Annotated in this window: 23 protein-coding genes, 3 tRNA genes and 1 pseudogene; 16 read left to right on the top strand and 11 right to left on the bottom strand. The window is 68.3% G+C overall.

The annotated features are described in order from the left end of the window. Positions 1 to 268 (top strand): FAD-dependent oxidoreductase (locus PKH97_RS00005; protein WP_324385344.1); only part of this gene is annotated, 268 nt, incomplete at its 5' end. Between the two features lie 50 nt (positions 269 to 318). Beyond that, positions 319 to 1,038, top strand: coding sequence for a hydrogen peroxide-dependent heme synthase (gene hemQ, locus PKH97_RS00010; protein ID WP_324385345.1), 720 nt, complete (start codon positions 319 to 321; stop codon positions 1,036 to 1,038). Positions 1,039 to 1,044: 6 nt separating this feature from the next. Here the strand turns inward: hemQ and msrB are convergent, their stop codons facing one another. Together msrB and PKH97_RS00020 are read right to left on the bottom strand one after the other, a co-directional pair. Then, on the bottom strand, positions 1,045 to 1,473 hold the full coding sequence (msrB, locus tag PKH97_RS00015) for a peptide-methionine (R)-S-oxide reductase MsrB (RefSeq protein WP_324385346.1): 429 nt from the start codon (positions 1,471 to 1,473) through the stop codon (positions 1,045 to 1,047). After that, positions 1,470 to 2,042 carry an NTP transferase domain-containing protein gene (locus tag PKH97_RS00020; RefSeq protein WP_324385347.1) on the bottom strand — a complete coding sequence of 191 codons (573 nt, stop codon included), beginning with the start codon at positions 2,040 to 2,042 and terminating at the stop codon, positions 1,470 to 1,472. Before PKH97_RS00020 ends, msrB begins: the two co-directional genes overlap by 4 nt. Positions 2,043 to 2,118: 76 nt before the next feature. Here PKH97_RS00020 and PKH97_RS00025 point away from each other — a divergent pair, with 76 nt between their 5' ends. After that, positions 2,119 to 3,279: an alpha/beta fold hydrolase gene (locus tag PKH97_RS00025; RefSeq protein ID WP_324385348.1), complete on the top strand. Its 1,161-nt coding sequence runs from the start codon at positions 2,119 to 2,121 to the stop codon at positions 3,277 to 3,279. Positions 3,280 to 3,339: 60 nt separating this feature from the next. Here the strand turns inward: PKH97_RS00025 and PKH97_RS00030 are convergent, their stop codons facing one another. Continuing rightward, the gene (locus PKH97_RS00030; RefSeq protein WP_324385349.1) at positions 3,340 to 4,062 is read right to left on the bottom strand and encodes a dihydrofolate reductase family protein; all 723 of its coding nucleotides are present in this window, start codon (positions 4,060 to 4,062) and stop codon (positions 3,340 to 3,342) included. Positions 4,063 to 4,110: 48 nt separating this feature from the next. Here PKH97_RS00030 and PKH97_RS00035 point away from each other — a divergent pair, with 48 nt between their 5' ends. Continuing rightward, positions 4,111 to 5,121, top strand: a complete 1,011-nt coding sequence (locus PKH97_RS00035) for a polyphosphate kinase 2 family protein (RefSeq protein ID WP_324385350.1) — start codon at positions 4,111 to 4,113, stop codon at positions 5,119 to 5,121. A 9-nt stretch (positions 5,122 to 5,130) separates the two neighbouring features. Here the strand turns inward: PKH97_RS00035 and PKH97_RS00040 are convergent, their stop codons facing one another. Continuing rightward, positions 5,131 to 6,771, bottom strand: a complete 1,641-nt coding sequence (locus tag PKH97_RS00040) for an acyl-CoA dehydrogenase family protein (protein ID WP_324385351.1) — start codon at positions 6,769 to 6,771, stop codon at positions 5,131 to 5,133. A 77-nt stretch (positions 6,772 to 6,848) separates the two neighbouring features. On the opposite strand from PKH97_RS00040, the gene PKH97_RS00045 reads away from it, so the two are divergent. The 6 genes and pseudogenes from PKH97_RS00045 (at position 6,849) to PKH97_RS00070 (ending at position 10,618) form a co-directional block, all read left to right on the top strand. After that, positions 6,849 to 7,376, top strand: a complete 528-nt coding sequence (locus tag PKH97_RS00045) for a hypothetical protein (RefSeq protein ID WP_324385352.1) — start codon at positions 6,849 to 6,851, stop codon at positions 7,374 to 7,376. A 69-nt stretch (positions 7,377 to 7,445) separates the two neighbouring features. Beyond that, positions 7,446 to 8,243: pseudogene (locus PKH97_RS00050) on the top strand (YihY/virulence factor BrkB family protein); the annotation flags it as partial. A gap of 243 nt (positions 8,244 to 8,486) precedes the next feature. Beyond that, positions 8,487 to 8,559: transfer RNA gene (locus PKH97_RS00055), tRNA-Gly, on the top strand. A 22-nt stretch (positions 8,560 to 8,581) separates the two neighbouring features. After that, positions 8,582 to 8,652, top strand: a tRNA-Cys gene (locus PKH97_RS00060). A gap of 24 nt (positions 8,653 to 8,676) precedes the next feature. Beyond that, positions 8,677 to 8,751 (top strand) — tRNA-Val (locus PKH97_RS00065). 85 nt (positions 8,752 to 8,836) lie between these two features. Then, positions 8,837 to 10,618: an ABC transporter ATP-binding protein gene (locus tag PKH97_RS00070; protein WP_324385353.1), complete on the top strand. Its 1,782-nt coding sequence runs from the start codon at positions 8,837 to 8,839 to the stop codon at positions 10,616 to 10,618. 6 nt (positions 10,619 to 10,624) lie between these two features. Here PKH97_RS00070 and PKH97_RS00075 read toward each other — a convergent pair whose 3' ends face one another. Beyond that, positions 10,625 to 11,800 carry a M20/M25/M40 family metallo-hydrolase gene (locus PKH97_RS00075; RefSeq protein ID WP_324385354.1) on the bottom strand — a complete coding sequence of 392 codons (1,176 nt, stop codon included), beginning with the start codon at positions 11,798 to 11,800 and terminating at the stop codon, positions 10,625 to 10,627. A 39-nt stretch (positions 11,801 to 11,839) separates the two neighbouring features. Here PKH97_RS00075 and PKH97_RS00080 point away from each other — a divergent pair, with 39 nt between their 5' ends. Both PKH97_RS00080 and PKH97_RS00085 read left to right on the top strand, forming a co-directional pair. Then, complete coding sequence (locus tag PKH97_RS00080; protein ID WP_324385355.1) at positions 11,840 to 12,235, top strand: ankyrin repeat domain-containing protein; 396 nt, start codon at positions 11,840 to 11,842, stop codon at positions 12,233 to 12,235. Between the two features lie 23 nt (positions 12,236 to 12,258). After that, positions 12,259 to 12,648 carry a thioesterase family protein gene (locus PKH97_RS00085; protein ID WP_324385356.1) on the top strand — a complete coding sequence of 130 codons (390 nt, stop codon included), beginning with the start codon at positions 12,259 to 12,261 and terminating at the stop codon, positions 12,646 to 12,648. A 95-nt stretch (positions 12,649 to 12,743) separates the two neighbouring features. Here PKH97_RS00085 and PKH97_RS00090 read toward each other — a convergent pair whose 3' ends face one another. After that, positions 12,744 to 14,285 (bottom strand): catalase, encoded by a 1,542-nt coding sequence (locus PKH97_RS00090; RefSeq protein WP_324385357.1) that lies wholly within the window; start codon positions 14,283 to 14,285, stop codon positions 12,744 to 12,746. Positions 14,286 to 14,322: 37 nt separating this feature from the next. Further along, positions 14,323 to 14,769, bottom strand: coding sequence for a Fur family transcriptional regulator (locus tag PKH97_RS00095; RefSeq protein ID WP_324385358.1), 447 nt, complete (start codon positions 14,767 to 14,769; stop codon positions 14,323 to 14,325). Positions 14,770 to 14,893: 124 nt separating this feature from the next. Here PKH97_RS00095 and PKH97_RS00100 point away from each other — a divergent pair, with 124 nt between their 5' ends. The 3 genes from PKH97_RS00100 to PKH97_RS00110 are packed head-to-tail and all read left to right on the top strand — an operon-like array spanning position 14,894 to position 16,614. Beyond that, positions 14,894 to 15,397 carry a methylated-DNA--[protein]-cysteine S-methyltransferase gene (locus PKH97_RS00100; protein WP_324385399.1) on the top strand — a complete coding sequence of 168 codons (504 nt, stop codon included), beginning with the start codon at positions 14,894 to 14,896 and terminating at the stop codon, positions 15,395 to 15,397. Positions 15,398 to 15,457: 60 nt separating this feature from the next. Continuing rightward, complete coding sequence (locus PKH97_RS00105) at positions 15,458 to 16,078, top strand: DNA-3-methyladenine glycosylase I (protein WP_324385359.1); 621 nt, start codon at positions 15,458 to 15,460, stop codon at positions 16,076 to 16,078. Further along, the gene (locus PKH97_RS00110; protein ID WP_324385360.1) at positions 16,075 to 16,614 is read left to right on the top strand and encodes a DUF664 domain-containing protein; all 540 of its coding nucleotides are present in this window, start codon (positions 16,075 to 16,077) and stop codon (positions 16,612 to 16,614) included. The genes PKH97_RS00105 and PKH97_RS00110 overlap by 4 nt, the downstream gene beginning before the upstream one ends. 174 nt (positions 16,615 to 16,788) lie before the next feature. Here PKH97_RS00110 and PKH97_RS00115 read toward each other — a convergent pair whose 3' ends face one another. Continuing rightward, positions 16,789 to 17,526: a discoidin domain-containing protein gene (locus PKH97_RS00115; protein WP_324385361.1), complete on the bottom strand. Its 738-nt coding sequence runs from the start codon at positions 17,524 to 17,526 to the stop codon at positions 16,789 to 16,791. A gap of 304 nt (positions 17,527 to 17,830) precedes the next feature. Continuing rightward, positions 17,831 to 19,177, bottom strand: coding sequence for a 6-phospho-beta-glucosidase (locus tag PKH97_RS00120; protein ID WP_324385362.1), 1,347 nt, complete (start codon positions 19,175 to 19,177; stop codon positions 17,831 to 17,833). A 58-nt stretch (positions 19,178 to 19,235) separates the two neighbouring features. Between PKH97_RS00120 and PKH97_RS00125 the strand changes: the two genes are divergently transcribed. Further along, complete coding sequence (locus tag PKH97_RS00125; protein WP_324385400.1) at positions 19,236 to 20,348, top strand: PfkB family carbohydrate kinase; 1,113 nt, start codon at positions 19,236 to 19,238, stop codon at positions 20,346 to 20,348. Positions 20,349 to 20,459: 111 nt separating this feature from the next. Here the strand turns inward: PKH97_RS00125 and PKH97_RS00130 are convergent, their stop codons facing one another. Together PKH97_RS00130 and PKH97_RS00135 are read right to left on the bottom strand one after the other, a co-directional pair. Continuing rightward, positions 20,460 to 21,311 (bottom strand): carbohydrate ABC transporter permease, encoded by an 852-nt coding sequence (locus PKH97_RS00130; protein WP_324385363.1) that lies wholly within the window; start codon positions 21,309 to 21,311, stop codon positions 20,460 to 20,462. Further along, on the bottom strand, positions 21,311 to 22,285 hold the full coding sequence (locus PKH97_RS00135; RefSeq protein WP_324385364.1) for a sugar ABC transporter permease: 975 nt from the start codon (positions 22,283 to 22,285) through the stop codon (positions 21,311 to 21,313). The genes PKH97_RS00130 and PKH97_RS00135 overlap by 1 nt, the downstream gene beginning before the upstream one ends.

Raw genomic sequence — 22,285 nt, forward strand, 5'->3', positions numbered from 1 at the left:
GGCCGCGCGTGCGCTCGCCGATCTGTGCGCGATCGCGGGCGCCCTCCCGGACCCGCTCGATGCGCACGTCCAGCGCTGGGGCGGCGCCCTCCCGCAGTATGCCGTCGGCCACATGGACCGGATTGCGCTGGTGCGCAAGGCGATCGGCGAGATCGACGGGCTCGAGGTGGCCGGCGCGGCATACGACGGGGTGGGCATTCCGGCGGTCATCGGCTCGGGCCGGCGGGCCGCGCGGGCGATCCGCACGGCATACGGGCCGGGGGACTGACGGCGCGACCCGATTCGGCGCGCACGGGGCGACGGGTTCAGAATGGCGGAATGTCCGATCGACCCGTCCCGAGCAAGCCCACGCCCGCGCGCATGCGCGAGATCAACGACAGCATCCGGTATGCCATGTGGTCGGTCTTTGCGGTCGAGACGCCGCTCGGGCACGCGGGCCGGCAGTCCTACGTCCGCGATGTCGAGAAGTTGTTCGCCGACGTGGAGGCGGGTGGCGTCGTGATCCGTGGCGTCTATGACGTCGCCGGTCTGCGAGCGGACGCCGACCTGATGATCTGGTGGCACGCCGAGAGCATCGAGTTGCTCCAGGACGCCTACCACCGCTTCTTGCGCTCGGGCCTGGGACAGCACCTCAAGCCCGTGTGGTCCAATGCCGCGCTGCACCGTCCGGCGGAGTTCAACAAGAGCCATATCCCGGCGTTCATGGCCGACGAGGAGGCGCGTAACTATGTGTGCGTGTATCCGTTTGTGCGGTCCTACGACTGGTATGTCATCGACGATGCCGAACGCCGCGACATGCTGCGCGAGCACGGCCAGATGGCGAGGGACTACCCGGATGTGCGCGCCAACACGATTGCCGCCTTCGCGCTCGGTGACTACGAGTGGATCCTGGCCTTCGAGGCCGATGAGTTGCACCGCATCGTGGACCTGATGCGCGAGTTGCGCGCCTCCCGGGCCCGCCTGCACGTGCGCGAGGAGACCCCCTTCTTCACCGGCCCCCGCGTCACCCTCCCCGCCCTGATCGAGCGCCTGCGGTGACGCCGGCTACTCGGCCGGCCGGAGTGTCAGCGAGATGGAGTTGATGCAGAAGCGCTGGTCGGTCGGTGTCTGATAGCCCTCGCCCTCGAAGACGTGGCCCAGGTGGCTGCCGCAGTTGGCACACCGGACCTCGACTCGCGGGCGTCCGGGGAGCGAGCGGTCCTCCAAATACTCGACGCTGTCGCCGGCCAGCGGGGTGTAGAACGACGGCCAGCCGCAATGGCTCGCAAACTTCGTCTCCGATGCGAAAAGCTCGGCGCCGCACGCCCGGCAGGCATACACGCCCACCGTCTCGTCATCCTCATACTCGCCGCTGAACGGCCGCTCGGTCCCGGCCTCGCGCAGCACGTGGAACTCCTGCGGCGTCAACTGGGCCCGCCACTCATCCTCGCTCTTGGTGACGGCATAGTCCCGGTCGCTGTGCAGGCTGCTCATGCCAACGATTCTGGCACGTCGTGGTCGGCACCCGTCGCGAGATCACCGCACGCAATCGACTGGGCACCGGCGGCCGCCAGATAGTCGCGACCGCCGCTGTCGCCGGTCAGCGTTGCTCTCATGGGGGCCAGGTGATCGCGACCGACCACCACCGGGTGCCCCGGCAAATTGCCGTATGCCGCCCGCACCAGTGCGTCCGGTCGCCCGGCGGCGCTCTCGAGCACCCGGGCGACGACGGGTGCACCGACGTCGGGGAGGTCGATCAGGTGCAGAACGAGCAACTCGGCGTCCAGTTCGGCGGCGAGATCGAGGGCGGCGCGGACGCTGGCGCTCATGCCGCTCTCCCAGTCGGGCACCTCGACCGCCAAGACGCCGGGCGGGGCATCCACGACGGCCGCACCCATGCAGACAGCCACTCGGTGGCAGCCGCCGTTGCGCAATGCGGCCACGGACTGTTCGAGCCAGTGCCCTTGGTGCGCAAGGATCTTCGGACCGCCGAAGCGGCGGCCTGCCCCAGCGGCGAGCACGACACCTACGGTGTGGACCCGGCCGTTCCTCGCGCTGCACATGGCTACATTCTTCCGCGCCGGTCGCCCGGGCAGACGGGACGCCCGATACCGGTGGGAGACCTGAGACGATAGGGGCGTGAGTTCCAAGGCGACGGCAAAGCGCGCGGCCATCGGCGCGGCCGCGGTCAGCAGTTCGGCCGCGGCCGGCGCTGCCGGCGCTGCTCTGGGCGCGGCGGCCTACTTCGCCCGGCGCGTCCTGACTCCGGATCGGCGTAAACCGGACGACTGCGAGGTGCTGTCGACGGCCACGGACTCGGTGGTCCTGGCCGCCAACGCCGAGACGGTGGTTCCCGGCCGCTATGGCCTGTGGCTGGACGGCAGCCGCGGCCACATCCGCATCGGCGAGATCCTCGATCGCGACGAGGCCACCGTTCGCCGTCGCATCGAGGCCCAAGACTTCGGCATCATGCGCCCCGGCCCGGCGCGCTGGAACGGGTACTACTACTGCTCGCCGCCCGAGATCAGCCTCGGTCTGGCAACCCGACACGTCGAGATCGTCACGGATCTCGGGCCGATGCCGGCCTGGCTCATCCCCGGGATGGGTGACGGGAGCCGCTGGGCGATCCTTGTCCACGGCCGCGGCGCGCGCCGTGAGGAGACGATCCGGGCGATCCCGCCGGTGCTGGCCGCACGGCATACGGTTCTGGTGCCGAGCTATCGCAACGACGAAGGCGCTCCGCCCGGCCCGGACGGGCGCTACAACCTCGGGCTGTCCGAGTGGCGCGACATCGAGTCGGCCATCGCGTATGCCGTGGCCGAAGGTGCCAGAGACGTCACCTTGGTGGGGTGGTCGATGGGCGGGGCGATCGTGCTGCAGGTCCTCGCCCAGTCCGCTCTTGCCTCGGCGGTCACCCGCGTGGTTCTCGACGGCCCCGTCGTGGACTGGACTGACGTGCTGGCCCACCACGCGCGCGCCCACGGCGTGCCCTCGCCGGTCGGTGATCTGAGCCGGACCATCATGGGCAAGAAGTGGTCGCGCCGGCTGGTCGGTGTGCACGACACGGTTGACGTCGCCCAGACCAACTGGGTCGCCCGAGCCGCCGAGTTGCACCACCCGATCCTGCTCATCCACAGCATCGACGACGAGTTCGTCCCGGCCGGGCCGTCGCTTGCCCTTGCCGAGGCGCGCCCGGACCTCGTGACCGTCGTGCACTGGGAGCTGGCACGGCATTGCAAAGAGTGGAACACCGATCCGGCGCGCTGGGAGTATGCCGTCAGCGACTTCCTCAAGGCCTGATCGGCTGCCCGCCTGCGGTCCTGCTCCTTGCGGAATGCGCAGCTGCGGACCGTGCCGGACTCAGCTGTGGCCGGACGTCTCCGGCACGCGCCAGAGCCCAAGCAGGGTCGAGTCCGACTCCAGGAGAACCTTCACTCTTAACTGGACGTCGAAGTCTGCGCCGTGAGCGATCCGCGGGTGAGCACCGCCGATGCCACGCGGGACCCACGTCAGCGCGACCTCGTCCACGAGATTGCGCGCAAGCAAGGCCGCGTGGACGCGCGGCCCGCCCTCGCACAGGATGTTGTGGCGGCCCTCGCGGCCCAACGCCACGATCACCTGGCCGAGGTCGACGTCCTCCTCGCCGAGCACCCACACATTCGCCTCGCCGAGTTGCTGGCGCGCGGCCCGGACTTTGCCCGCCTCGGCCCCGGACCCCGTCACAAGCACGACATGACCATCCCTCGGCGGGTCGACAAAGCCGCGGGGCACCCGGCAACGCCGGCTGACCACGATCAGCGGAGGACCGTCCGCGGGACGATAACCCTCCGCGTCCGCGGTCGCCTCACCAACCAGGACGACATCGCACAGCTCGCGGTTGAGGTCGAAGACAATCTTGTCGGCGGCGTTGTTGATCGACCCCGTCAGGCCACTGGGGCCTGTAGCGGCCCCATCGAGAGTGGCGACGAAGTTTGTGCGCACCCCGCCCCCGCCCGGCCAGGCATAGAGCGCCCGGAGCGCGTCGATGTCGGTCTCGGTGCCGGGCGCCACGGGAGTGGGGGAATCGGCATACAACAATCGCATCGGCCCAGTCTGGCGCACCGCGTCGCAGGGCCTGCCATTATGCGTGGCATGGGTAAGTCGGAGAAGACGAAGAAGTCATCGGCCAAGGCCACCAAGGCAGCCAAGGGCAAGGCGAAGAAGAACTCCAAGGACGCCAAAGAACTGGAGATCATCGCCAAGGAGCTGGCCAAGCAGGAGGGCAAAGCTGCGGCCAAGGTCGCCGAGGAGGCCGCCAAGAGCCCGACGCCCGCCGCCTTCGTCGGCGCACTGCGGGTGGGTCCCGGATTCGCCCTCGCCGATGTCGACCCGGCCTCGACCCCGGCGTTCGCGGGGGACAAGGCGGCGGGCGCCATGCTCCTCGCCCCGCTCGCGGAGCAAGTTAGCGACCTGCAGGAACGCCTGTATGCCGATTCCAAGGCCGGCGGGAAGCGCTCCATCCTGCTCGTGGTTCAGGGCATGGACACCTCGGGCAAGGGCGGCATCATGCGGCACGTCGTCGGCGCCGCCGACCCGCAGGGCATCGAACTGACGTCGTTCAAGGCGCCGACCGCAGAAGAGCGTGCCCACCCCTTCCTATGGCGGATCCGCAACGCCCTGCCGGGCTACGGCAAGATCGGCGTCTTCGACCGCTCACAGTACGAGGACGTGCTGATCGTCCGGGTGCACAATCTGGTGCCGCGGCAGCAGTGGTCGCGCCGGTATGCCCAGATCAACGCCTTCGAAAAGAGCGTTGCCGCCTCCGGCACCACGATCGTCAAGGTCATGCTGCACATCTCCAAGGAAGAGCAGAAGGCCCGGCTGGCCGAGCGGCTCGCCAACCCGGAGAAGTATTGGAAGTTCAACCCGGGCGACATCGATGAGCGTCAGTCGTGGGACGCCTATATGGAGGCCTATCAGACCGCCTTGGAGAAGTGCTCCACCGATGAGGCGCCCTGGTATGTCGTTCCGGCAGACAAGAAGTGGTATGCCCGGTTGGCCGTCATGAATCTCCTCCTCGCGGCCCTGCAGGACATCGACCCGCAGTGGCCGGCCGCCGGCTTCGACGTCGCCGAGCAGCAGGCCCGGCTCGCCGAAAGCTAACCCTCCACTTCACCCTGAGCTGCTAGCACGCTCCAGAAGCGGGCCGGCAACTGCCGTGACAGCAGCCGGCGAGAGCGTGCCGAAAGTCGCGCCGTGGTCACCGGCCACGCGCGAGGCGACGAATGCCTCGGCGATCGCCGGCTCGGCATACCGGACGAGCAGCGCTGCCTGCATAGTGATCGCCAGCCGCTCCACGGTCCGGCGGGCCTCGATCGGTGCGTGCTCGTGCCCGGCGCGGGCGCCGATCTCCTCAATGGCGTCGATGGCCCCATCCAATCGCGCATCGACGCCGCGGGCGGCGCCGGCCTCCTTGGCCAGCGCCGCGACGCTGGCCGGCTCGCGGGTCATCGCGCGCAGCACGTCGAGCGCGTTGACATTGCCCGATCCCTCCCAAATCGAGTTCAGCGGGGCCTCGCGATAGAGGCGCGCCAGACCGTTCTCCTCGACATAGCCAAGACCGCCCAGGCACTCCAGGGCCTCGGCCACCATCGGCGAGGTCCGCTTGCACACCCAGAATTTTCCCAGTGCCACGCCGAGCCGCGCGAAGTCGCTGTCGCCCTCGTCGACGGCGTGCGCCAGCCGCATCGCGAGCAGCGTGGCCGCCTCGGACTCCAGTGCCAGATCGGCCAGCACATTGCGCATCAGCGGCTGATCGATCAACGGCCGGCCGAAGGTCATCCGGTGGGCCGTATGGTGCGTGGCCCGCACGAGCGCCTGCCGCATCGTCGCGCTCGACCCGAGGATGCAGTCGAGTCGGGTGCCGGCGACCATGTCGATGATCGTCCGTATGCCGCGCCCCTCGACCCCTAGCAGGGTCGCCCAGGAGTCATCGAACTCGACCTCCGACGACGCATTCGAGCGATTGCCCAGTTTGTCCTTCAGGCGTTGCAGCGCAAACGAATTGCGCGTGCCGTCGGGCAGGGCGCGGGGGAGGAGGAAGCAACTGAGACCGGCCGGCGCCTGGGCCAGGACGAGGAAGGCGTCGCTCATCGGCGCGCTGCAGAACCACTTGTGGCCACGCAGGCGATAACTGCCCGCGCCCAGCGGCCCTCGCGGATCCGGAGTTGCCGTCGTGCTGTTGGCCCGGACGTCGGAACCGCCCTGCTTCTCCGTCATGCCCATCCCGACGATGGCGCCCCGCTTCTGCTCGATCGGCACCAGCGCCGGCTCGTAGCTGCGGGAAGCGACCTTGGGCAGCCACTCCGTGGCCGCCCCGGGGGTCGCCGCGAGCACCGGCCCCGCGGCATACGACATCGAGATCGGGCACAGGTGCCCGTTCTCGACCTGGCTCCAGAGGTAGAAGCCGGCGGCCCGGGCCAAGTGCGCACCGGGACGGGCACCCGGAAGCCAGGGCCCGGCGGTCAAGCCGTGTTCGACGGCGACGGTCATCAGTGCGTGATAGCTCGGGTGGTAGACGACCTCATCGAGGCGATTGCCCCGAGGGTCGTGAGTGCGCAGGCGCGGCGGGAACTGATCCGCCTCGTCCGCCCACGCGGCTGCCGCTGCCGTGCCGGCCAGTTCCCCAAGGTGGCGGGCGTCGGGATCGGGTGCGCCCCAACGGGTCAGGGCATCACGAAGGGTGGGATCGGACGCGAAGAGGTCGACGCCGGCATACGGCGGGGGTTGATTGCGGACCTCGTGCGTCGCCATGCGCGCAGGATAGGCCGCGCCTGAGGTGAGTAGTCCTGCTCACGCGGGTGACCTGCCTCGCTCGGGACACTTCAGGCATGGCAAGACGTGCGTGGATCCTGGCCCCGGCCACCGCTCTCGCACTGGCGGGATGTGGCAACGTCGTCACCACCAAGATCGTCGGGATGGCGGGCCTGACCGCCGACGCGGCGGGCAATCCGGTGGTGATCGTGGCACCGTGCGGCGCGGCATACGACCAGGTCCAAGTGGTGGGGATGATCGATCGACGCACGGCTGACGCGACGGAAGACAACCCGATTCTCCTCGAAATGTCTTCGGGCACAATGCATTCCGATCCCTTCACGGTCTCACTGACGCGGCCCGGGCCGGGCTGGTCCTCGCGGGGGACCTACGAGCCCGAAGACCAGATCGGGATCTACGTCGGTGTCGGGTCGAGCACCAAGGACATGGGCAGCACGCCCGTTCAGATCAGCGCTGCTGACTACGAGCAGGTGAGAGCTGATGTGGTGATCGTGCGGGAGGGGGAGCGCTGGTCGCGCGCCGACTTCGACCGGATCGCCTGTGACCACAACGCCTGGCCGACTGTTGCGTCGTCGACGTCGTAAGCGTTCCGTTATCGCCCGGCCACCGTGTCGAGTCACAACTTTCCCTTGCGCCACAGTTATCTTGGTCGAATGGTGGAGGCGAAGGGTGCGCTGAAGGGTGCGCTCGCGCGGATTCCGGGGGGTCTGTGGCTCGCCCGGCTGGTTGCCGAAACCGTCCGGATCTGTTTGCGCTATCGCGTCACCGGTCTCGCCTCCGAGGCCGGATTCTTTGCGTTGCTGTCCTTCCCGCCCCTGATCCTCGGCCTCTTCGGCGGCGTCGGCTACCTCGGGCAGTGGCTGGGCGAGGTGACGATCGAGAGCTTCACCTCGCAGATCTCGGAGTATGCCGGCCGCTTCCTGACGCCGGAGATCATTCAGGACCTGCTGCTGCCGACGGTGACCGACGTCTTCTCCGGGGGGCGCGCCGACCTGATCTCGCTGGGCTTTGTGCTCTCGCTGTGGTCCGGCTCGCGCGCGCTGAACGTCTTCGTCGACACCATCACGATCATGTATGGCCAGTCCGGCGTGCGGGGGATCGTGCGCACCCGCGCGCTGAGCTTCACGCTCTACATCGTCACCCTGCTCGTCGGGGTCGTGATGATCCCGCTGGTCTTGATCGGCCCGACGCTGCTGGGCCGGCTGTTGCCGCCGAGCCTGGAGCTACTCGTCGGCCTCTACTGGCCGGTGGTGACGGTGCTCGTGGTGGCCTCGCTGACGACGCTCTATCACATCGCCACGCCCAAGAAGACGCCGTGGGTGCGCGACCTGCCCGGCGCCGTGCTGACCCTGGTGTTGTGGGCGCTGGCGTCGTGGTTCGTGCGAGGCACCATCGCGGCGTCGCTGGGCGGGACGTCGATCTACGGGCCGCTTTCAACCCCGATCGTGCTGCTGATCTGGCTCTATGCGATCGCCATCTCGGTCCTTATCGGTGCCGCCTTCAACGCGGCCACGCTGCGTGTCCAGCCCGTCGCCAAGGCGGTCGAGGCGCGCCGGGAACGCGCGGTTCGGCCGCTGACGCCCTTCCCCGAGGGGGACGCCGAGGAGTCGAAACTCTCTCGATTTGGGTATGTCCGCTCGCATGGGTTAATGTCTGTGCGCGCCAGAACGAAGCGAATGTCGGTTCCGGCGCATGCGGATGTAGCTCAGTTGGTAGAGCGCAACCTTGCCAAGGTTGAGGTCGCCGGTTCGAGGCCGGTCATCCGCTCGGAGGGTTAGCCGCCCCCGTTGGTGGAGTGGCCGAGAGGCGAGGCAACGGCCTGCAAAGCCGTGTACACGGGTTCAAATCCCGTCTCCACCTCACAGTAGGACCCTGCAAGGCCCCGGGCGATTGGCGCAGCGGTAGCGCGCTTCCTTGACACGGAAGAGGTCACTGGTTCAAACCCAGTATCGCCCACCATTCGAAACGGCCCCTGACCCACGCGAGTCAGGGGTCGTTTGGCGCGAGGAACCCCGTCGTGAGCCGTCCTGATTAGGGTGACGCAGTGACGCGCGCACCCCAGCAGCCCCGCAAGCCCCTCACCGAGCTCTGGCTTCGTTACCGGGCCTACCGCGGCCGCTTCGTCGGCGCGGTCACCATGTCCACGATCAACAAGGTCGCGGACGTCATGCCCGAGTTGCTCATCGGCGCCGCTGTGGACGTCGTTGTCCGGGGCCAGGACTCGTTCGTCGCCGGGCTGCTGGGCGTCGAGTCGCGCTACAGCCAGCTGGCCTGGATCGCCGTCTTCAACGTCCTGGTCTGGGTGATCGAGTCGGCGTCCGAATATGTCGCCGCCGTCCTGTGGCGCGGTCTGTCGCAGGGCATTGAGCACGATCTGCGCGTCGAGGCCTACGACCACGTCCAGCATCTTGATCTCGGTTGGCACGAAGCCCGCCCGGCCGGCGCCACCCTGGCGACCCTCAACGACGACGTCAACCAGCTCGAACGTTTCCTCGACGTTGGCGCCCCGGCCATCCTGCAGACATTCCTCAACGTCATCCTCGTCGGAGCGATCTTCGCGATCGCGTCGGTCAAGCTGCTGGTCCTGGCTTTCCTCCCGATCCCGGTCGTCATCGCCGGGTCGCTGCTCTTCCAGCGACGCCTCGAACCCCTGTATGCCGTGGTGCGCGAGAAGGTTGCCGACCTCTCCGGCGCGCTCAGCGCCAATCTCGCGGGCATCGCGACCATCAAGGCCTTCACGGCGGAGGAGCGCGAGCGACGACGCATCGACGCGGCGTCAACGGCATACCAGCAGGCCAATGTGCAGGCGATCCGCACGTCGGCAGCCTTTGTCCCGTTGGTGCGGATGGCGATCCTCGCGGGCTTCACCTGCACATTGCTGCTCGGTGGCTGGCAGACCCTCGACGGGCAACTCGCGGTGGGCCTCTACTCGGTGCTGGTCTTCATGACCCAGCGGCTGCTGTGGCCGTTGACCGATGTCGCCCAGGTCCTCGACCTCTATCAACGCGGACGGGCATCGACGGCGCGCATCCAGGACCTGCTCGCGGTCCCGATCACCGTCTCTGCGGGGCACGCTTCGCTGCGGCGCCCGGTCACCGGACGCATCGAGTTGCGCGACGTCCGCGCCGGCTATGCCGATGGCCCCGATGTGCTCCACGGGATCGACCTCCTGGTCCCCAGTGGCGAGACGCACGCCATCGTCGGCGCCACCGGCTCGGGCAAATCGACATTGCTGCGCTTGGTGCTGCGCTTCGATGATCCGCGGGCGGGCAGCGTCCTCTATGACGACCAGGACATGCGCAGTCTCGACTGGGACTCCCTGCGCGGCTCGATCGGCTATGTCGCGCAGGACGTCTTCATGTTCGCCGGGACGATCGCCGACAACATCGCGTATGGCGCGCCCGGGGCCACCCGCGCCGAGATCGTCGCTGCCGCCGAGGCCGCGACCGCACGGGAGTTCATCGAGGAGTTGCCGGACGGCTTCGACGCTACCGTGGGCGAACGCGGGGTCACGCTCTCCGGCGGTCAGCGTCAGCGGCTGGCCCTGGCCCGCGCCTTCCTGCGCACGCCGGCGGTTCTGGTGCTCGACGAGGCGACCAGTGCTGTAGACAACGAGACCGAGGCGGCGATCCAGCGCTCCCTGCGCGAGGCGACCTCCGAATGCACGACTCTCGTTGTGGCACATCGGCTTTCGACGGTGCGACACGCCGATCGGATTTGGGTGATGGACCGCGGCCGCATCATCGAGGCGGGCACGCACGATGAGCTGCTCGCACAGGACGGCCAGTATGCCGCGCTGTGGCGGGTGCAGACCGGCGGCCTGTGAGAGCCCTCACGCGGCAGCGGCTCCGAGGACGCGGGCCAGGGCCACGGCATACGCGCGCACGTGGTCGAGGTCGACCCACTCATCGACCGCATGCAGCCCGCCGCCGGCCGGCCCGCACACGAGCGAGGGGATGCCGGCCGCTTGCCACAGGGCGGCTTCCATCCAGTAAGGCGCCTCGAACGACGTTGCCGGAGCGTTTGTTTCCGCGTCCAGGGCAGCGTCGAGGCGATCGGCGAAATCGGCCGCGGGGCCTTCGGCGTCGAGTTCCCAGGCAGGGCGGTTGATGGTCAGGGCTATCTCGGCGCGCACCTGCCCGGCCGTAGCACGCACGGCGTGGAGGGCGGCGTCGATGTCGTCGAGGAGCACGCCGGGATCCTCGCCGGGGACCGTGCGGCGCTCGACAGTCAGGCGGGCCTCGTCGGGGACGGTGAAGGGTGCGCGTCCGGAGTGCATGACGCTGACGAGCAGTTCCCCACCCCGCTCCCGTATGCCGTGGGCCCGCCCCTCGATCGCGCCGACCAGGGCTGCTGCCTGCGTGAGGGCATTGACGCCCTCGTGCGCAAGAGAGGTGTGGGCGGCCCGGCCGGTGATCGTCACGTCGGCGACGGCATAGCCGCGCAGTGAGCGGCACCGGCCCAGCCACGTCGGTTCGCCGACCAGGCATACGGACGGGTGAATCCCGAGGCGAGGCAAGGCGTCCAGCACGGCCTCGGTGCCGAGGCTGCGATCCTCCTCGTCGGCCACGAGGGCCAGCAGGACCTCGGCGTCGGCGTCCCCGGCCGCCTCGGCGGCCACGACCAAGGCGGCGACACCACCGAGCATGTCGCAGGTGCCCCGGCCGTACATGCGGGTGCCCTCGATGCGAGGCACGAATGGCGCAACCATGCCGTCGACGCCCACCGTGTCCAGGTGGCCGTTCAGCACCACCGGGCGGGCGGCTGCCGACATCCCGCCGGGCCAGGCGAGCAGCGATGGCCGGTCGGGCACGCCGAGCGCGGGGACAACGAGCGTGCGCCAGCCACGGTGGGCGAACCGTAGCCGCAGATGCTCGACGATGGCCGCTTCTCCCCGTGCTCCTGTAGCCAGCCCCGGGTTGACGGAGTCGATCGCCACCAGTTCGCTCAAGAGTTGGATCGCGTTGTGCGACAACAGTTCCGGGTCGACTGGCGCATGCTCGAGCATCTGCTGAGTCTAGCCGGGCACAGTCGCTAGGCTGGACCGGTGACTCGTGAGCACCTCGACGCCGACCAGCAGGCACGGATCGTCGAGATCGCTCTCGACCTCGCGCGAGAGGGACGCACCGACGAGCTGGTCGAGTTCCTCGATCACGGCCTGCCGGTCGACGTCACCGGCCCCAACGGCGACACCGCGCTGATGCTCGCCGCGTATCACGGCCACGCTGGCCTGGTGCGCACTCTCATCGACCGGGGAGCAAATCTGAACGCGCTGAATGCGCGGGGCCAGTCGATCATTGCCGGCGCGATCTTCAAGGGCGAGAACGAGATCGTCCGGGCACTGGTCGCGGCGGGTGCCGATCTCGACGCCGGCACCCCCAGCGCGCGGGAGACTGCGGCGATTTTCGGGCGGGCCGAATTGCTCGCGCGCGGAGCCGGGTGATGGCCGCCGTCTACACACACCGGGTGAGGTATCACGAGACCGACGCCCAGGGCTTTCTCTTCAATGCCCGCTATCTCGAGGTCGCCGATGTGGCGATGACCGAATGGTTGCGCTCCCTGGGTTTCACGTATGACGCCTTGGTCGCCGATGGTCTGGATGTCTCGGTGGTGACGGCAACCATCCACTTCAAATCACCGGCCCGCTTCGATGACGTCCTGGACGTCGACGTGCGCTGCACTCGGGTCGGCAGGTCGAGTTTCGTTCTGGCCGTGCAGATTTCACGTGCCGGCGACGCCGTGGCGACGGTCGACCTTGTCTACGTCAACGTCGACACGGCCACCGCGACCTCCCGGCCGCTGCCCGAGTTCTTCACCCGCGCACTGGTCGACCCGCGCGACGGGCCCCGTCCGTAAACGCTGCTAACACACGTTAGGTGTCCTCCAGCAGGGTCTGCCGTGCTGGAGGACACCTAAGGTGTGTTAGCAGGGTTTAGGGTCAGGGGCGGCGCTCAGAGGAGGTCGCCGTCGAAGTCCGGGCCGGACTCCAGGCCGTCGGTGCCAGCCTTCGGGGCCTCCCCGGCGTCCAGCGCCTTGATGGCCGCCGAGACACCCTCGCCGTAGGCCGGGTCGGCCTTGGTGCAGTTGCCGATGTGGCGGTCGATGGTCTCCTGGGAGGCACCGCTGATCGCGCGCGCGGTGTTCTCGAAGAGCCGCTGCTGCTGCTCCGGCGTGAAGGAGCGGAAGAGCATCCCCGGCTGGGTGAAGTAGTCGTCGTCGTCCTCGCGGAAGTTGAAGCGGTCCGCGAGCGGGTCGATCCGCAGCGGGGGCTCGCGGAACTGCGGCTGCTCCACCCACCGGTCGTAGCTGTTCGGTTCGATGCCCGGCGTCGCCTCCGAGTGAATGCGCATCGCGCCATCGCGGTGGTAGGAGTTGGTCCCGGGCGCACCCTTGGGGGAGTTGACCGGGATCTGGTGGTGGTTGACGCCGAGCCGGTAACGCTGAGCGTCGCCATAGGAGAACAGGCGGCCTTGCAGCATACGGTCAGGTGAAAAGCCAATGCCTGGAACGACATTCGCGGGCGAGAAGGCCGCCTGCTCGACTTCGGCGTGGTAGTTCTCCGCGTTGCGGTTCAGCTCCCACTCGCCGACCTCGATCAGCGGGTAGTCCTCCTTCAGCCAGACCTTGGTCAGGTCGAAGGGGTGGAAGCGGTAGTTCTCGGCATCCGTCTCCGGCATGATCTGGACGTAGAGCTTCCACTTCGGGAAGTCGCCGGCCTCGATGGCGTCGAAGAGGGCCCGCTGGCTCGACTCGCGGTCGCCGGCAATGATGGCCGCGGCCTGCGCATCGGTCAGGTTCTTCAACCCTTGCTGTGCGCGGTGGTGGAACTTGACCCAGTAGCGCTCGCCCGCGGCGTTGTAGAACGAGTACGTGTGGCTGGAGAAGCCGTTCATGAACCGGTAGTCCGCGGGAATGCCGCGGTCCGACATCACGATGGTGACCTGGTGCAGAGCCTCGGGCAGATTTGTCCAGAAGTCCCAGTTGTTCTCGGCATTGCGCAGGTTGGTCTTGGGGTCGCGCTTGACGGCGTGGTTGAGATCGGGGAACTTCAAGGAGTCCCGGAAGAAGAAGACCGGCGTGTTATTGCCGACGATGTCCCAGTTGCCCTGATCGGTGTAGAACTTCACCGCGAAACCGCGGATGTCGCGCTCGGCATCCGCCGCGCCGCGCTCACCCGCGACGGTCGAGAACCGCACGAAGAGTTCGGTCTGCTTCCCGACGGCCGAGAAGATGGAGGCGCTGGTGTACTTCGAGATGTCATTGGTCACCGTGAAGGTGCCATAGGCGCCGGACCCCTTGGCGTGCATGCGGCGCTCGGGGATGACCTCGCGGTCGAAGTGGGCGAGCTTCTCCAGGAACCAGACATCCTGCAGGAGCATCGGGCCGCGGGCGCCGGCCGTGATGCTGTTCTGGTTCTCCCAGACCGGCGCGCCGGCGACGGTGGTCAGTGGCTTGGTGTTGCCCGACTCTTGCCGTGGACCTGCGACAGACATTGCGTGGACCTCCTTGCCAGGGCTTCTGCCCCGACATCTAGTTGCTGGTTGGTGGGGAAATCTGTTGGCACGCGGGGCAATAGCCCCAGAAGACGACCTCGGCTTCGTCGATGACGAAACCATGGTCGGTCGCCGGCTCGAGGCAGCTTCGCTCGCCGACCGCGCAGGGGACGTCGAGCAGGGTGCCGCAGCCACGGCATACGAGGTGGTGGTGATTGTCGCCGCTGTCGATCTCGAACAGGGCGGGGGAGCCGGCCGGCTCGATACGGCGCACCAGGCCCGCGTCCGTCAGAACGCGGAGCACGTCATAGATCGCCTGGGTCGACACCCCGCCGAGGCGGGCGCGGACCGCTGTCGTCAGACCGTCCACGTCCGTATGAGCGAGCGCCGCCAACTCGTGCAGCGTCGCCACCCGCGGCGCCGTCACGCGCAATCTTGCGCCGCGCAGCGCGGTGGCGGGTTCGGTGCCGAGGGGATAGGTCATCGCCTCCATCCTGGCCACAAGAATGGAACAAGTCAAGAGTTGGAATGACTGGCATCTCGTTTCATGGCGAGGCTCACATTCGATCCGCCCGAGACGACTGCCTGGTATGACTGTCGCCGTGAGTGTGCCCGTCCATACCGTCATCGACTCTCCGGTCGGGGCATTGACCCTGGTCGCCGAGGACGCGGCCCTGACCGGGATCTATTTCGCCATCCACCGCCGGCGCGACCGGTTGCCGGACTTCGGCGAGCTGGTCTCCAGCAGTGGGTTGTTCGGTGATGCGGCTCGCCAACTGGGGGAGTATTTTGCCGGTGATCGCCGGGTCTTCGACCTGCCACTCGCACCCCGTGGTGATCAGTTCCAGCAGTCGGTCTGGGCGCAACTGCGCCAAATTCCGTATGGCCAGACCCGGTCTTATGGCGATCTCGCCAAGGCGATTGGTCGTCCCGGCGCCGCGCAAGCGGTGGGCGCCGCCAATGGTGCCAACCCGCTCAGCATCGTCGTGCCGTGTCACCGGGTGCTCGGCGCCGACGGCTCGCTGACTGGGTATGCGGGCGGGTTGGGCCGTAAGCGCTTCCTGCTCGAGCTCGAACGTCCCGCCGCGGACGTCGAGGGGCGGCTGTTCTGAGGCGCTGCCCTCGGTGTCGCTCGAAGGCAGGCGCTCGGCGCGTCAGGCAGACTTGGCTCCATGGCAGCGACCGGCACGATCATCGGCCAGGACGGTCTGGCACGACCGGCCTGGGCGGCGACCGATCCGCTGCTGCAGGCCTACTACGACGCCGAGTGGGGCATGCCCGTCAGGGACGAGCGGGGGGTCTTCGAGCGCCTGACGCTGGAGGCCTTTCAGTCCGGCTTGTCCTGGGCGACGATCCTGCGCAAGCGCCCGGCCTTCCGCGCGGCATTCGATGGCTTTGACCCGGAGCGGGTTGCGGCATACGGGGATTCGGACGTGGCGCGCCTGATGGCGGACGCGGGAATCGTCCGCAACCGCCGCAAGATCGACGCGACCATCGCCAACGCCCGGGCCACCATCGCCCTGCGCGCCGCCGGCGGCTTGGCCGACTTCGTCTGGTCCTTCCGGCCCGCGACAACCCCCGCGCCACGCACGCAGGCTGAGGTGCCGACTCAGTCCTTAGAGTCCACGGCACTCTCGAAAGCCTTGAAGGCCAAGGGTTTTGCGCATGTCGGCCCCACTACGATGTTCGCGCTCATGGAAGCTATCGGCATCGTCGACACGCACCTTCTTGACAGCCACCGCCGCGGGACTTCGGGCGTGTGGCCGCCCTATCCCGATAGCGTGAGCGGATGAGCGACCCCATCCTGCCGCCGCGCGACATCCCGGCCGCACCCGCTGAGGTCGAGGCGCTGCTGGTGATCCTGCACCGCAACCGGCGCACGTTCGCCTGGAAATCTTTCGGCCTCGACCACGCGGCGATGAACCGCACGCTGCCACCGTCGACGCTGACCCTCGCCGGCCTGGTCAAGCACCTGGCCCTCGTCGAGGATCACTACTTCACCCATCAGCTGATGGGCCGCGACTACCCGGTGGTCTGGGCGCCGTTGGCAGAGAACGCGAACTGGGATTTCGAGTCCGCGGCGCTGGACACTCCCGATGAACTCCAAGAGCTCTGGCTCGCCGCCGTGGCGCGCTCCGAGTCGGCGACGCAGGAGGCGCTCGCGGACGGTGGGCTAGACCGGCTAGTCGCCGACTCCGGTGGTGGCGAGTCCTTCAACCTGCGCCGGGTGATGCTCGACCTGATCGAGGAGTATGCGCGGCACACCGGCCATGCCGACCTGATCCGCGAGTCGATCGACGGCCTGGTCGGCGAGGGCGCCCCGCCCTAGGCTCGCCCCACTCCGCCCGGCGTTGCTCAATAGGCCTCAGGGCGACCAGACGGATCCGGGCCCGTGTTTGCCGCCCGAGCGAGCGGCCCGGGCCGGCGGCTCACCAGTGCGCCAGGGTTTCGCCGACCGGGCAACTCGCGGTCGTGGTGTGAGCGGTGCCGACAAGGGTCGGATTCAACGGGCTTGGACGTTCACCTCGTACATCGAATAGCCGTATGCCGTGGCGCGCGCCGTCATGACCACGCGGACGTAGCGCGCCGACCGCGGCACAAAGACCGAGACATCGGTGCCGCCCCGCCCGCCGGTCCCGGAAGCCGCTGTGCTCCACGGCGATCCGTCGAGCGACGTCTGGATGCGATAGGCCTTTGCGTATGCGGTTTCCCAGTCGATGGCGACACGGCCCACCTGCCGCGCGGCGCCGAGATCGACGCGCCACCACTGGCTGTCGCTCCGCGCGCTCGCCCACCGAGTCGTCCCCGACCCGTGGCTGGCCTTGCCTGGCACGAAGCTGCCGAAGAGCGACCATTGCGTCGAGCTGGCGGTCGCGGCACGGCCGGCCGCGAGGTTGACCGGGGTGGTGTGCGCACGGGTCGCGGCCCAGCTGTCGAGATAGCTCTCGGCGCCCCGGGCGAGGTCGGCCACAAGGGCGGGACCGCCGACGATGCGCAGGTCCTCGACCCAGTCCGGCACCCACCCGTAGTGGGCGACGCCGTCGATGGTGTAGTCCCACGTGTGGCCACCGGTGGTCTGCCGGGTGACGGTGGACCCGCCGTCGAGAGTTGTGAACGGATACGTCACGCGCGCGGTAGCCGGCGGCGCGGGCGTGCCGCCGAAGCCGTTCATGTCCATCCCGAAGCCGTAGCCCCGGGCATACGTCGTCAACAGCGGCTTGGTGCGCTGCCACTCGGGCACGAAGCGCCGCAGAACAGGCCACCACCGAATCCCTCATTGGAGAAGGGATGGCTGTGCGCGTCGATGACGCCACGCACCTCGCCGGTGCTCGTCTTGCGGTCGTGGGGGCGGTCTGAGGCCCCACGACGCATGGGGCGGGGCGAGGGGCGAGTGGCGCGGGATTCTCGGATGAGCCAGCCGGCCTGGGCGGCAGGGGGTAAGGCCCAGGCCGACTGCTAGGAGTGAGGTTACCCGGAGAAGGGCCTGGTGTGGGCCGGTTCGGCGAAATTTCCCGGTACCGCGGGTATCGCCCGGATGACGTCGGTCACGTCCGGCCGGTGAATACGGCATCCAGAGCCGGTATAGCGCGTCGATAGTCGGTTAAGAGGGTGGCGGCGGTGCGGGTGGAGTCGACCAGGGGGTGTTGGGCGAAGGCGAGTTCGGCGGCGCGCGCTGAGCCCGTGGTCGCCGCCTCGATGGCGAGCCGGTCGACGGCCTTGACCTGCTCAACCAGGCCGCGCATCGATCCGGTCAAGGGCGAGGTGGGCAACGGGGTGATCGTGCCGGCGTCGACGTGACAGGGCACTTCGACAACGGCGTCGGCGGGTAGACCGAGTTGGGCGCCGGCGGCCACGTTGAGGATGAGCGTGGCATCGGCACCGCGGCCCAGAGCCGACATCAACTCCAGGGCCACGCCTTCATACCCTCCGCTGACGAGGTCTTCGGCCGCACGCTCATTCCCTTCTCCGCGCGCCGCGGCGAGATAAGTCGAATTGCGTTCGCGGAGAACGGCTTCCCAGGTAGTGAGCGCGGTGTCCGGCGCGAGCAACGCATAGCAGGCTGCTTGCTGGTCGCGTAGGAACTCCCCGCGGGTCGCGCCCTGCTGACCGGCGAGGGCCTCGCGCCGCAGATAGTAGTAGTGCAGGTACTCGTTCGGGATCGCGCTGAGCAGGCGGAGCCAGTCGGCACCGAAAATCTGCGTCTCCTCCAGCGGAGCGAGTGCGGCATCGTCGGCGAGCAGGTCGGGGAGCCGGTCGATGCCGTCGATAGTCAGGCGGTGGAGCCAACCGAGGTGGTTCAGGCCGGAGTAGTCGATCATGCAGTCGCCGAGGTCGTGGCCGAGCGCCCGGGCCGCGCGTCGGGCGAGGCCGACGGGAGAGTCGCAGATGCCGATGACCCGCTCGCCAAGGACCGCCGACATGGCCTCGGTGATCATCCCGGCGGGATTGGTGAAGTTGACCACCCACGCGTTCGGGGCGAGCCCCCGGACGCGGCGGGCCAGGTCGAGGGCCACCGGGATCGTGCGCAGGCCGTAGGCGATCCCGCCCGGCCCGGTCGTCTCCTGGCCGATCAGGCCGTGCGCGATGGCCACCCGCTCGTCGGCGACCCGGCCGGCGAGCCCGCCGACCCGGATTGCGGAGAAGACGAAGTCGGCGCCGTCCAGCGCGACGTCGATGCTGTCGGTCACCTCGATCGTCGGCGGATCGCCGTATGCCGTTCGGTCGGACTGCTCGGCGATGGCGCGCACGACATGCGCGATGCCCGCCAGGCGGAGGGGGTCGACGTCATACAGGCATACCGTCGTGATGCGTTGCGCGTGAGTGTCGGCGCACAGCGCGCGGTAGACGAGCGGGACGCGGAAGCCCCCGCCGCCGATGATGGCGAGTTTCACGATCACCACTATCGCGTGTTTGCCCGGCGTGGTCGGCGCGGCCTTGGATAATGGCGCGATGCCGGACGTCCGCTTCGATCCGCTGGCCGCGGGACGCACCCCCGACGGCCCGGAGTTCGACGTCTTCATGTCTGGCGTGGTCTTCCTCGACATCATCTTCACCGGCCTCGCCCGGCAACCCGGGCCCGGCACCGAGGAGTGGGCCGACGGGATGGCCTCGTGCCCGGGCGGGATCGCCAACCTTGCCATCGCGGCGCGCCGGCTCGGGTTGCGGACGTCTTTGGCGGCGGCCTTCAGTGAGGACGACTACGGCGACTTCTGTTGGCGCACAATGGAACAGGGCGAGCACATCGACCTCTCACATAGTCGGCGGTTTGCCGACTGGCACAGTCCGGTGACCGTGTCGATGTCCGTCGACCGCGACCGGAGCATGGTCACCCACGGTCATCCTGCGCCGGTGCCGATGGCGGATCTGATCGCCGACCCGCCACGGTCGCGCGCCGTCATGGTCGACCTCGGCGATGGCGAGGACGGGCTGTTGCCCGACTGGGTGGGGCGGGCGCGCTCGGCCGGTGCGCTGGTGTTCGCGGACGTCGGTTGGGACGCGACCGAAGCCTGGCGCGAGCAGGTGCTCGACCGGCTTGCGGTGTGCGATGCCTTCATGCCCAACGCCGTTGAAGCGATGGCGTACACGCGGACCTCGACCGCGCAGGAGGCCCTTTACGCCCTCGCCGACCGAGTTCCGCTCGCGGTCGTGACGAACGGGCCGCACGGAGCGCTGGCGATCGACGCGGGGACCGGCGAGGAGGTCTCCGTGCCGGCGTTGCGGGTGGACGCGCTGGACCCGACCGGCGCGGGCGATGTCTTCGGCTCGGCGCTGCTCATCGGGACGCTCGCCGGGTGGCGGCTGGTGGACCGGTTGAACTTCGCCAGCCTGTGTTCTTCGCTGGCGATCCAGCAGTTCGGTGGGTCATTGGCCGCCCCGGGCTGGGGCGATATCGCCGACTGGTGGCACGCGCGGGCGGCCGATCCGTGCCCGAGTGCCTATCACCAGTCGGTGCTGCGGCGCTTCGGCTTCCTCGAGGCGTTGATGCCCTCGGTGCCACCCGAGGCCTGCCGCCGCGCGACCGCGACCATTGCCCGGCGCGCCGACGTCCCCGGGCTGGACTGAAACCCAAACGTCGAGTGGCCGATTCAGCCCCGTCGAGTGGCCCATGTCGCTTCGCGACCGGGGCCATTCGACGGGGCTGAATCGGCCACTCGACGGGAGAACTTCGTGGGGTTAATCTCCGCCCATGCCGGTGCGTTCGACGCCTTCGACGATCCAGCGCTGCAGGAAGAGGAACATCAGCAACAACGGGGCGATGGCGACCAGCGCCGCAGCGAAGAGGTGGGACAGGTCGACCGACTGCGCGGTCAGGAAGGTCGACAGGGCGATCTGCACCGTCCAGGTGGTCTGCTCGCGCCCGATGACCAGCGGCCAGAGGAAGGCATTCCAGGAGCCGATGAAGGTGATCGTCCCGATGGCCGCGGCGAAGCCATATGAGTTCGGCACGACGACCCGCCAGAAGGTCCCCCAGTAGCCGAGCCCGTCCAGGAAGGCCGCCTCCTCGATCTCCTTGGGGAAGCCGAGGAAGAACTGGCGGAAGAGGAAGGTCGCCAAGGCCTGGAAGAGACCGGGGATGATCAGGCCCCGCAGCGTGGAGATCCAGCCCAGGGTCGAGACGAGCACGAAGCTCGGCACAAAGGTCACGGCGGCCGGGATCAGCAACGTCGCGGTGATCAGATAGAAGACCGCATTCGACCAGCGATAGGGGATGCGGGCCAGGCCGTAGCCGGCCAACCCCGACAGGATCAGCACGCCGAGCGTCTGGACGATGGCGATCGCCACCGAGTTGACCAGGCTGCGCGCCATCGGCAGCGCCGGGTCGTTGAAGATCGCGGTGAAGTTCTCCGGATGCCACGACGGAGGCACCCAATACCACTGCGGCGAGCCGAGATCCCGCTCCGACATCAGGGCATTGCGCAACAGGAGATAGAAGGGGATGAGGAAAAGGATCGCGCCGAGGATGAGTGCGGCATACCGGATCGCGGTGGCGACGCGCGCCCGGGGTGAGCGGTCGACGACGGCCATCAGTCCTCACCGCGCAGGCTGAATAAGCGATTGAACACCAGCGCCGAGAGCGCGATCACGAGCGTCAGGATGACGGCGCCGGCACTGCCGTGACCGAAGTCCTGACCCTGTCCCAGCGCCACGTAATACAGATAGACGAGAGGGGGGCGGGCATACGGCGGGTACTGGCCGAAGGTCGAGAGGATGTTGAAGAACTCATCGAACGCCTGGAAGGCGTTGATGAGTAACAGCAGCAGGACGGCTGCCGATGTCGGGCGCAATTGCGGCAGGGTGATGTAGCGGAACTGCTGCCAGGCGTTCGCGCCGTCGATCGACGCAGCCTCATACAGAGTCGGCGAAATCCGTTGCAGCGCAGCGAGGAACAGGATCATATAGAACCCGACCTGCAGCCACAGCCGCGCGGTGACGATGACCAGCCAGTACCACGGCGGTTTCGTGACCGACAGGAACGGGATGGCGTCGTGGCCGACCACGCCGATGGCGGCGTTGACCATCCCGGACGGCACGCCAGCGAAGATCGACATCTTCCAGATCAGGGCGGCCACGACATACGAGCACGCGGTCGGGAGGAAGAAGACCGAGCGGAAGAAGGTCTGCATGACCTTGGTGCGCGCGACCAGGAAGGCGGTGAGAAGGGACAGCGCGAAGGTCGTCGGCACGATGAACGCGGCGAAGACGATGAACGTCCACAGGCTCGATCGGAAGGCGCTGTCGCGCATCATGTCGAGGTAGTTGCCGACGCCGACGAACTTGCTTGGGGTGACGGTGTTGACGGCCTCGAAGAAGCTCAGATAGATCGACCAGAGGATCGGGATGTAGATGAAGACGATCAGCCCGATGACGAAGGGCCCGACGAAGACCCAGAACCACAGGTTCTGATTCTGGCGCCCGCGCAGGCGTTGCCCGAGCGGTGCCCGCGTCGCCGCGGTCACCGCCCGGGCAGCGACATCCGTGCCGGCCGGAGTGGCGGTCAC

Origin of the sequence: Nostocoides sp. (genome assembly GCF_035343835.1) — a bacterium.
Lineage (GTDB): Bacteria > Actinomycetota > Actinomycetes > Actinomycetales > Dermatophilaceae > Nostocoides_A > Nostocoides_A vanveenii.

Bases quoted from the DNA above. Each gene is read 5' to 3' on its own strand.
- hemQ (WP_324385345.1), top strand. From the start codon at position 319: ATGTCCGATCGACCCGTCCCGAGCAAGCCCACGCCCGCGCGCATGCGC.
- msrB (WP_324385346.1), bottom strand. From the start codon at position 1,473: ATGAGCAGCCTGCACAGCGACCGGGACTATGCCGTCACCAAGAGCGAG.
- PKH97_RS00020 (WP_324385347.1), bottom strand. From the start codon at position 2,042: ATGTGCAGCGCGAGGAACGGCCGGGTCCACACCGTAGGTGTCGTGCTC.
- PKH97_RS00030 (WP_324385349.1), bottom strand. From the start codon at position 4,062: ATGCGATTGTTGTATGCCGATTCCCCCACTCCCGTGGCGCCCGGCACC.
- PKH97_RS00035 (WP_324385350.1), top strand. From the start codon at position 4,111: ATGGGTAAGTCGGAGAAGACGAAGAAGTCATCGGCCAAGGCCACCAAG.
- PKH97_RS00040 (WP_324385351.1), bottom strand. From the start codon at position 6,771: ATGGCGACGCACGAGGTCCGCAATCAACCCCCGCCGTATGCCGGCGTC.
- PKH97_RS00045 (WP_324385352.1), top strand. From the start codon at position 6,849: ATGGCAAGACGTGCGTGGATCCTGGCCCCGGCCACCGCTCTCGCACTG.
- PKH97_RS00075 (WP_324385354.1), bottom strand. From the start codon at position 11,800: ATGCTCGAGCATGCGCCAGTCGACCCGGAACTGTTGTCGCACAACGCG.
- PKH97_RS00090 (WP_324385357.1), bottom strand. From the start codon at position 14,285: ATGTCTGTCGCAGGTCCACGGCAAGAGTCGGGCAACACCAAGCCACTG.
- PKH97_RS00095 (WP_324385358.1), bottom strand. From the start codon at position 14,769: ATGACCTATCCCCTCGGCACCGAACCCGCCACCGCGCTGCGCGGCGCA.
- PKH97_RS00105 (WP_324385359.1), top strand. From the start codon at position 15,458: ATGGCAGCGACCGGCACGATCATCGGCCAGGACGGTCTGGCACGACCG.
- PKH97_RS00110 (WP_324385360.1), top strand. From the start codon at position 16,075: ATGAGCGACCCCATCCTGCCGCCGCGCGACATCCCGGCCGCACCCGCT.
- PKH97_RS00125 (WP_324385400.1), top strand. From the start codon at position 19,236: ATGCCGGACGTCCGCTTCGATCCGCTGGCCGCGGGACGCACCCCCGAC.
- PKH97_RS00130 (WP_324385363.1), bottom strand. From the start codon at position 21,311: ATGGCCGTCGTCGACCGCTCACCCCGGGCGCGCGTCGCCACCGCGATC.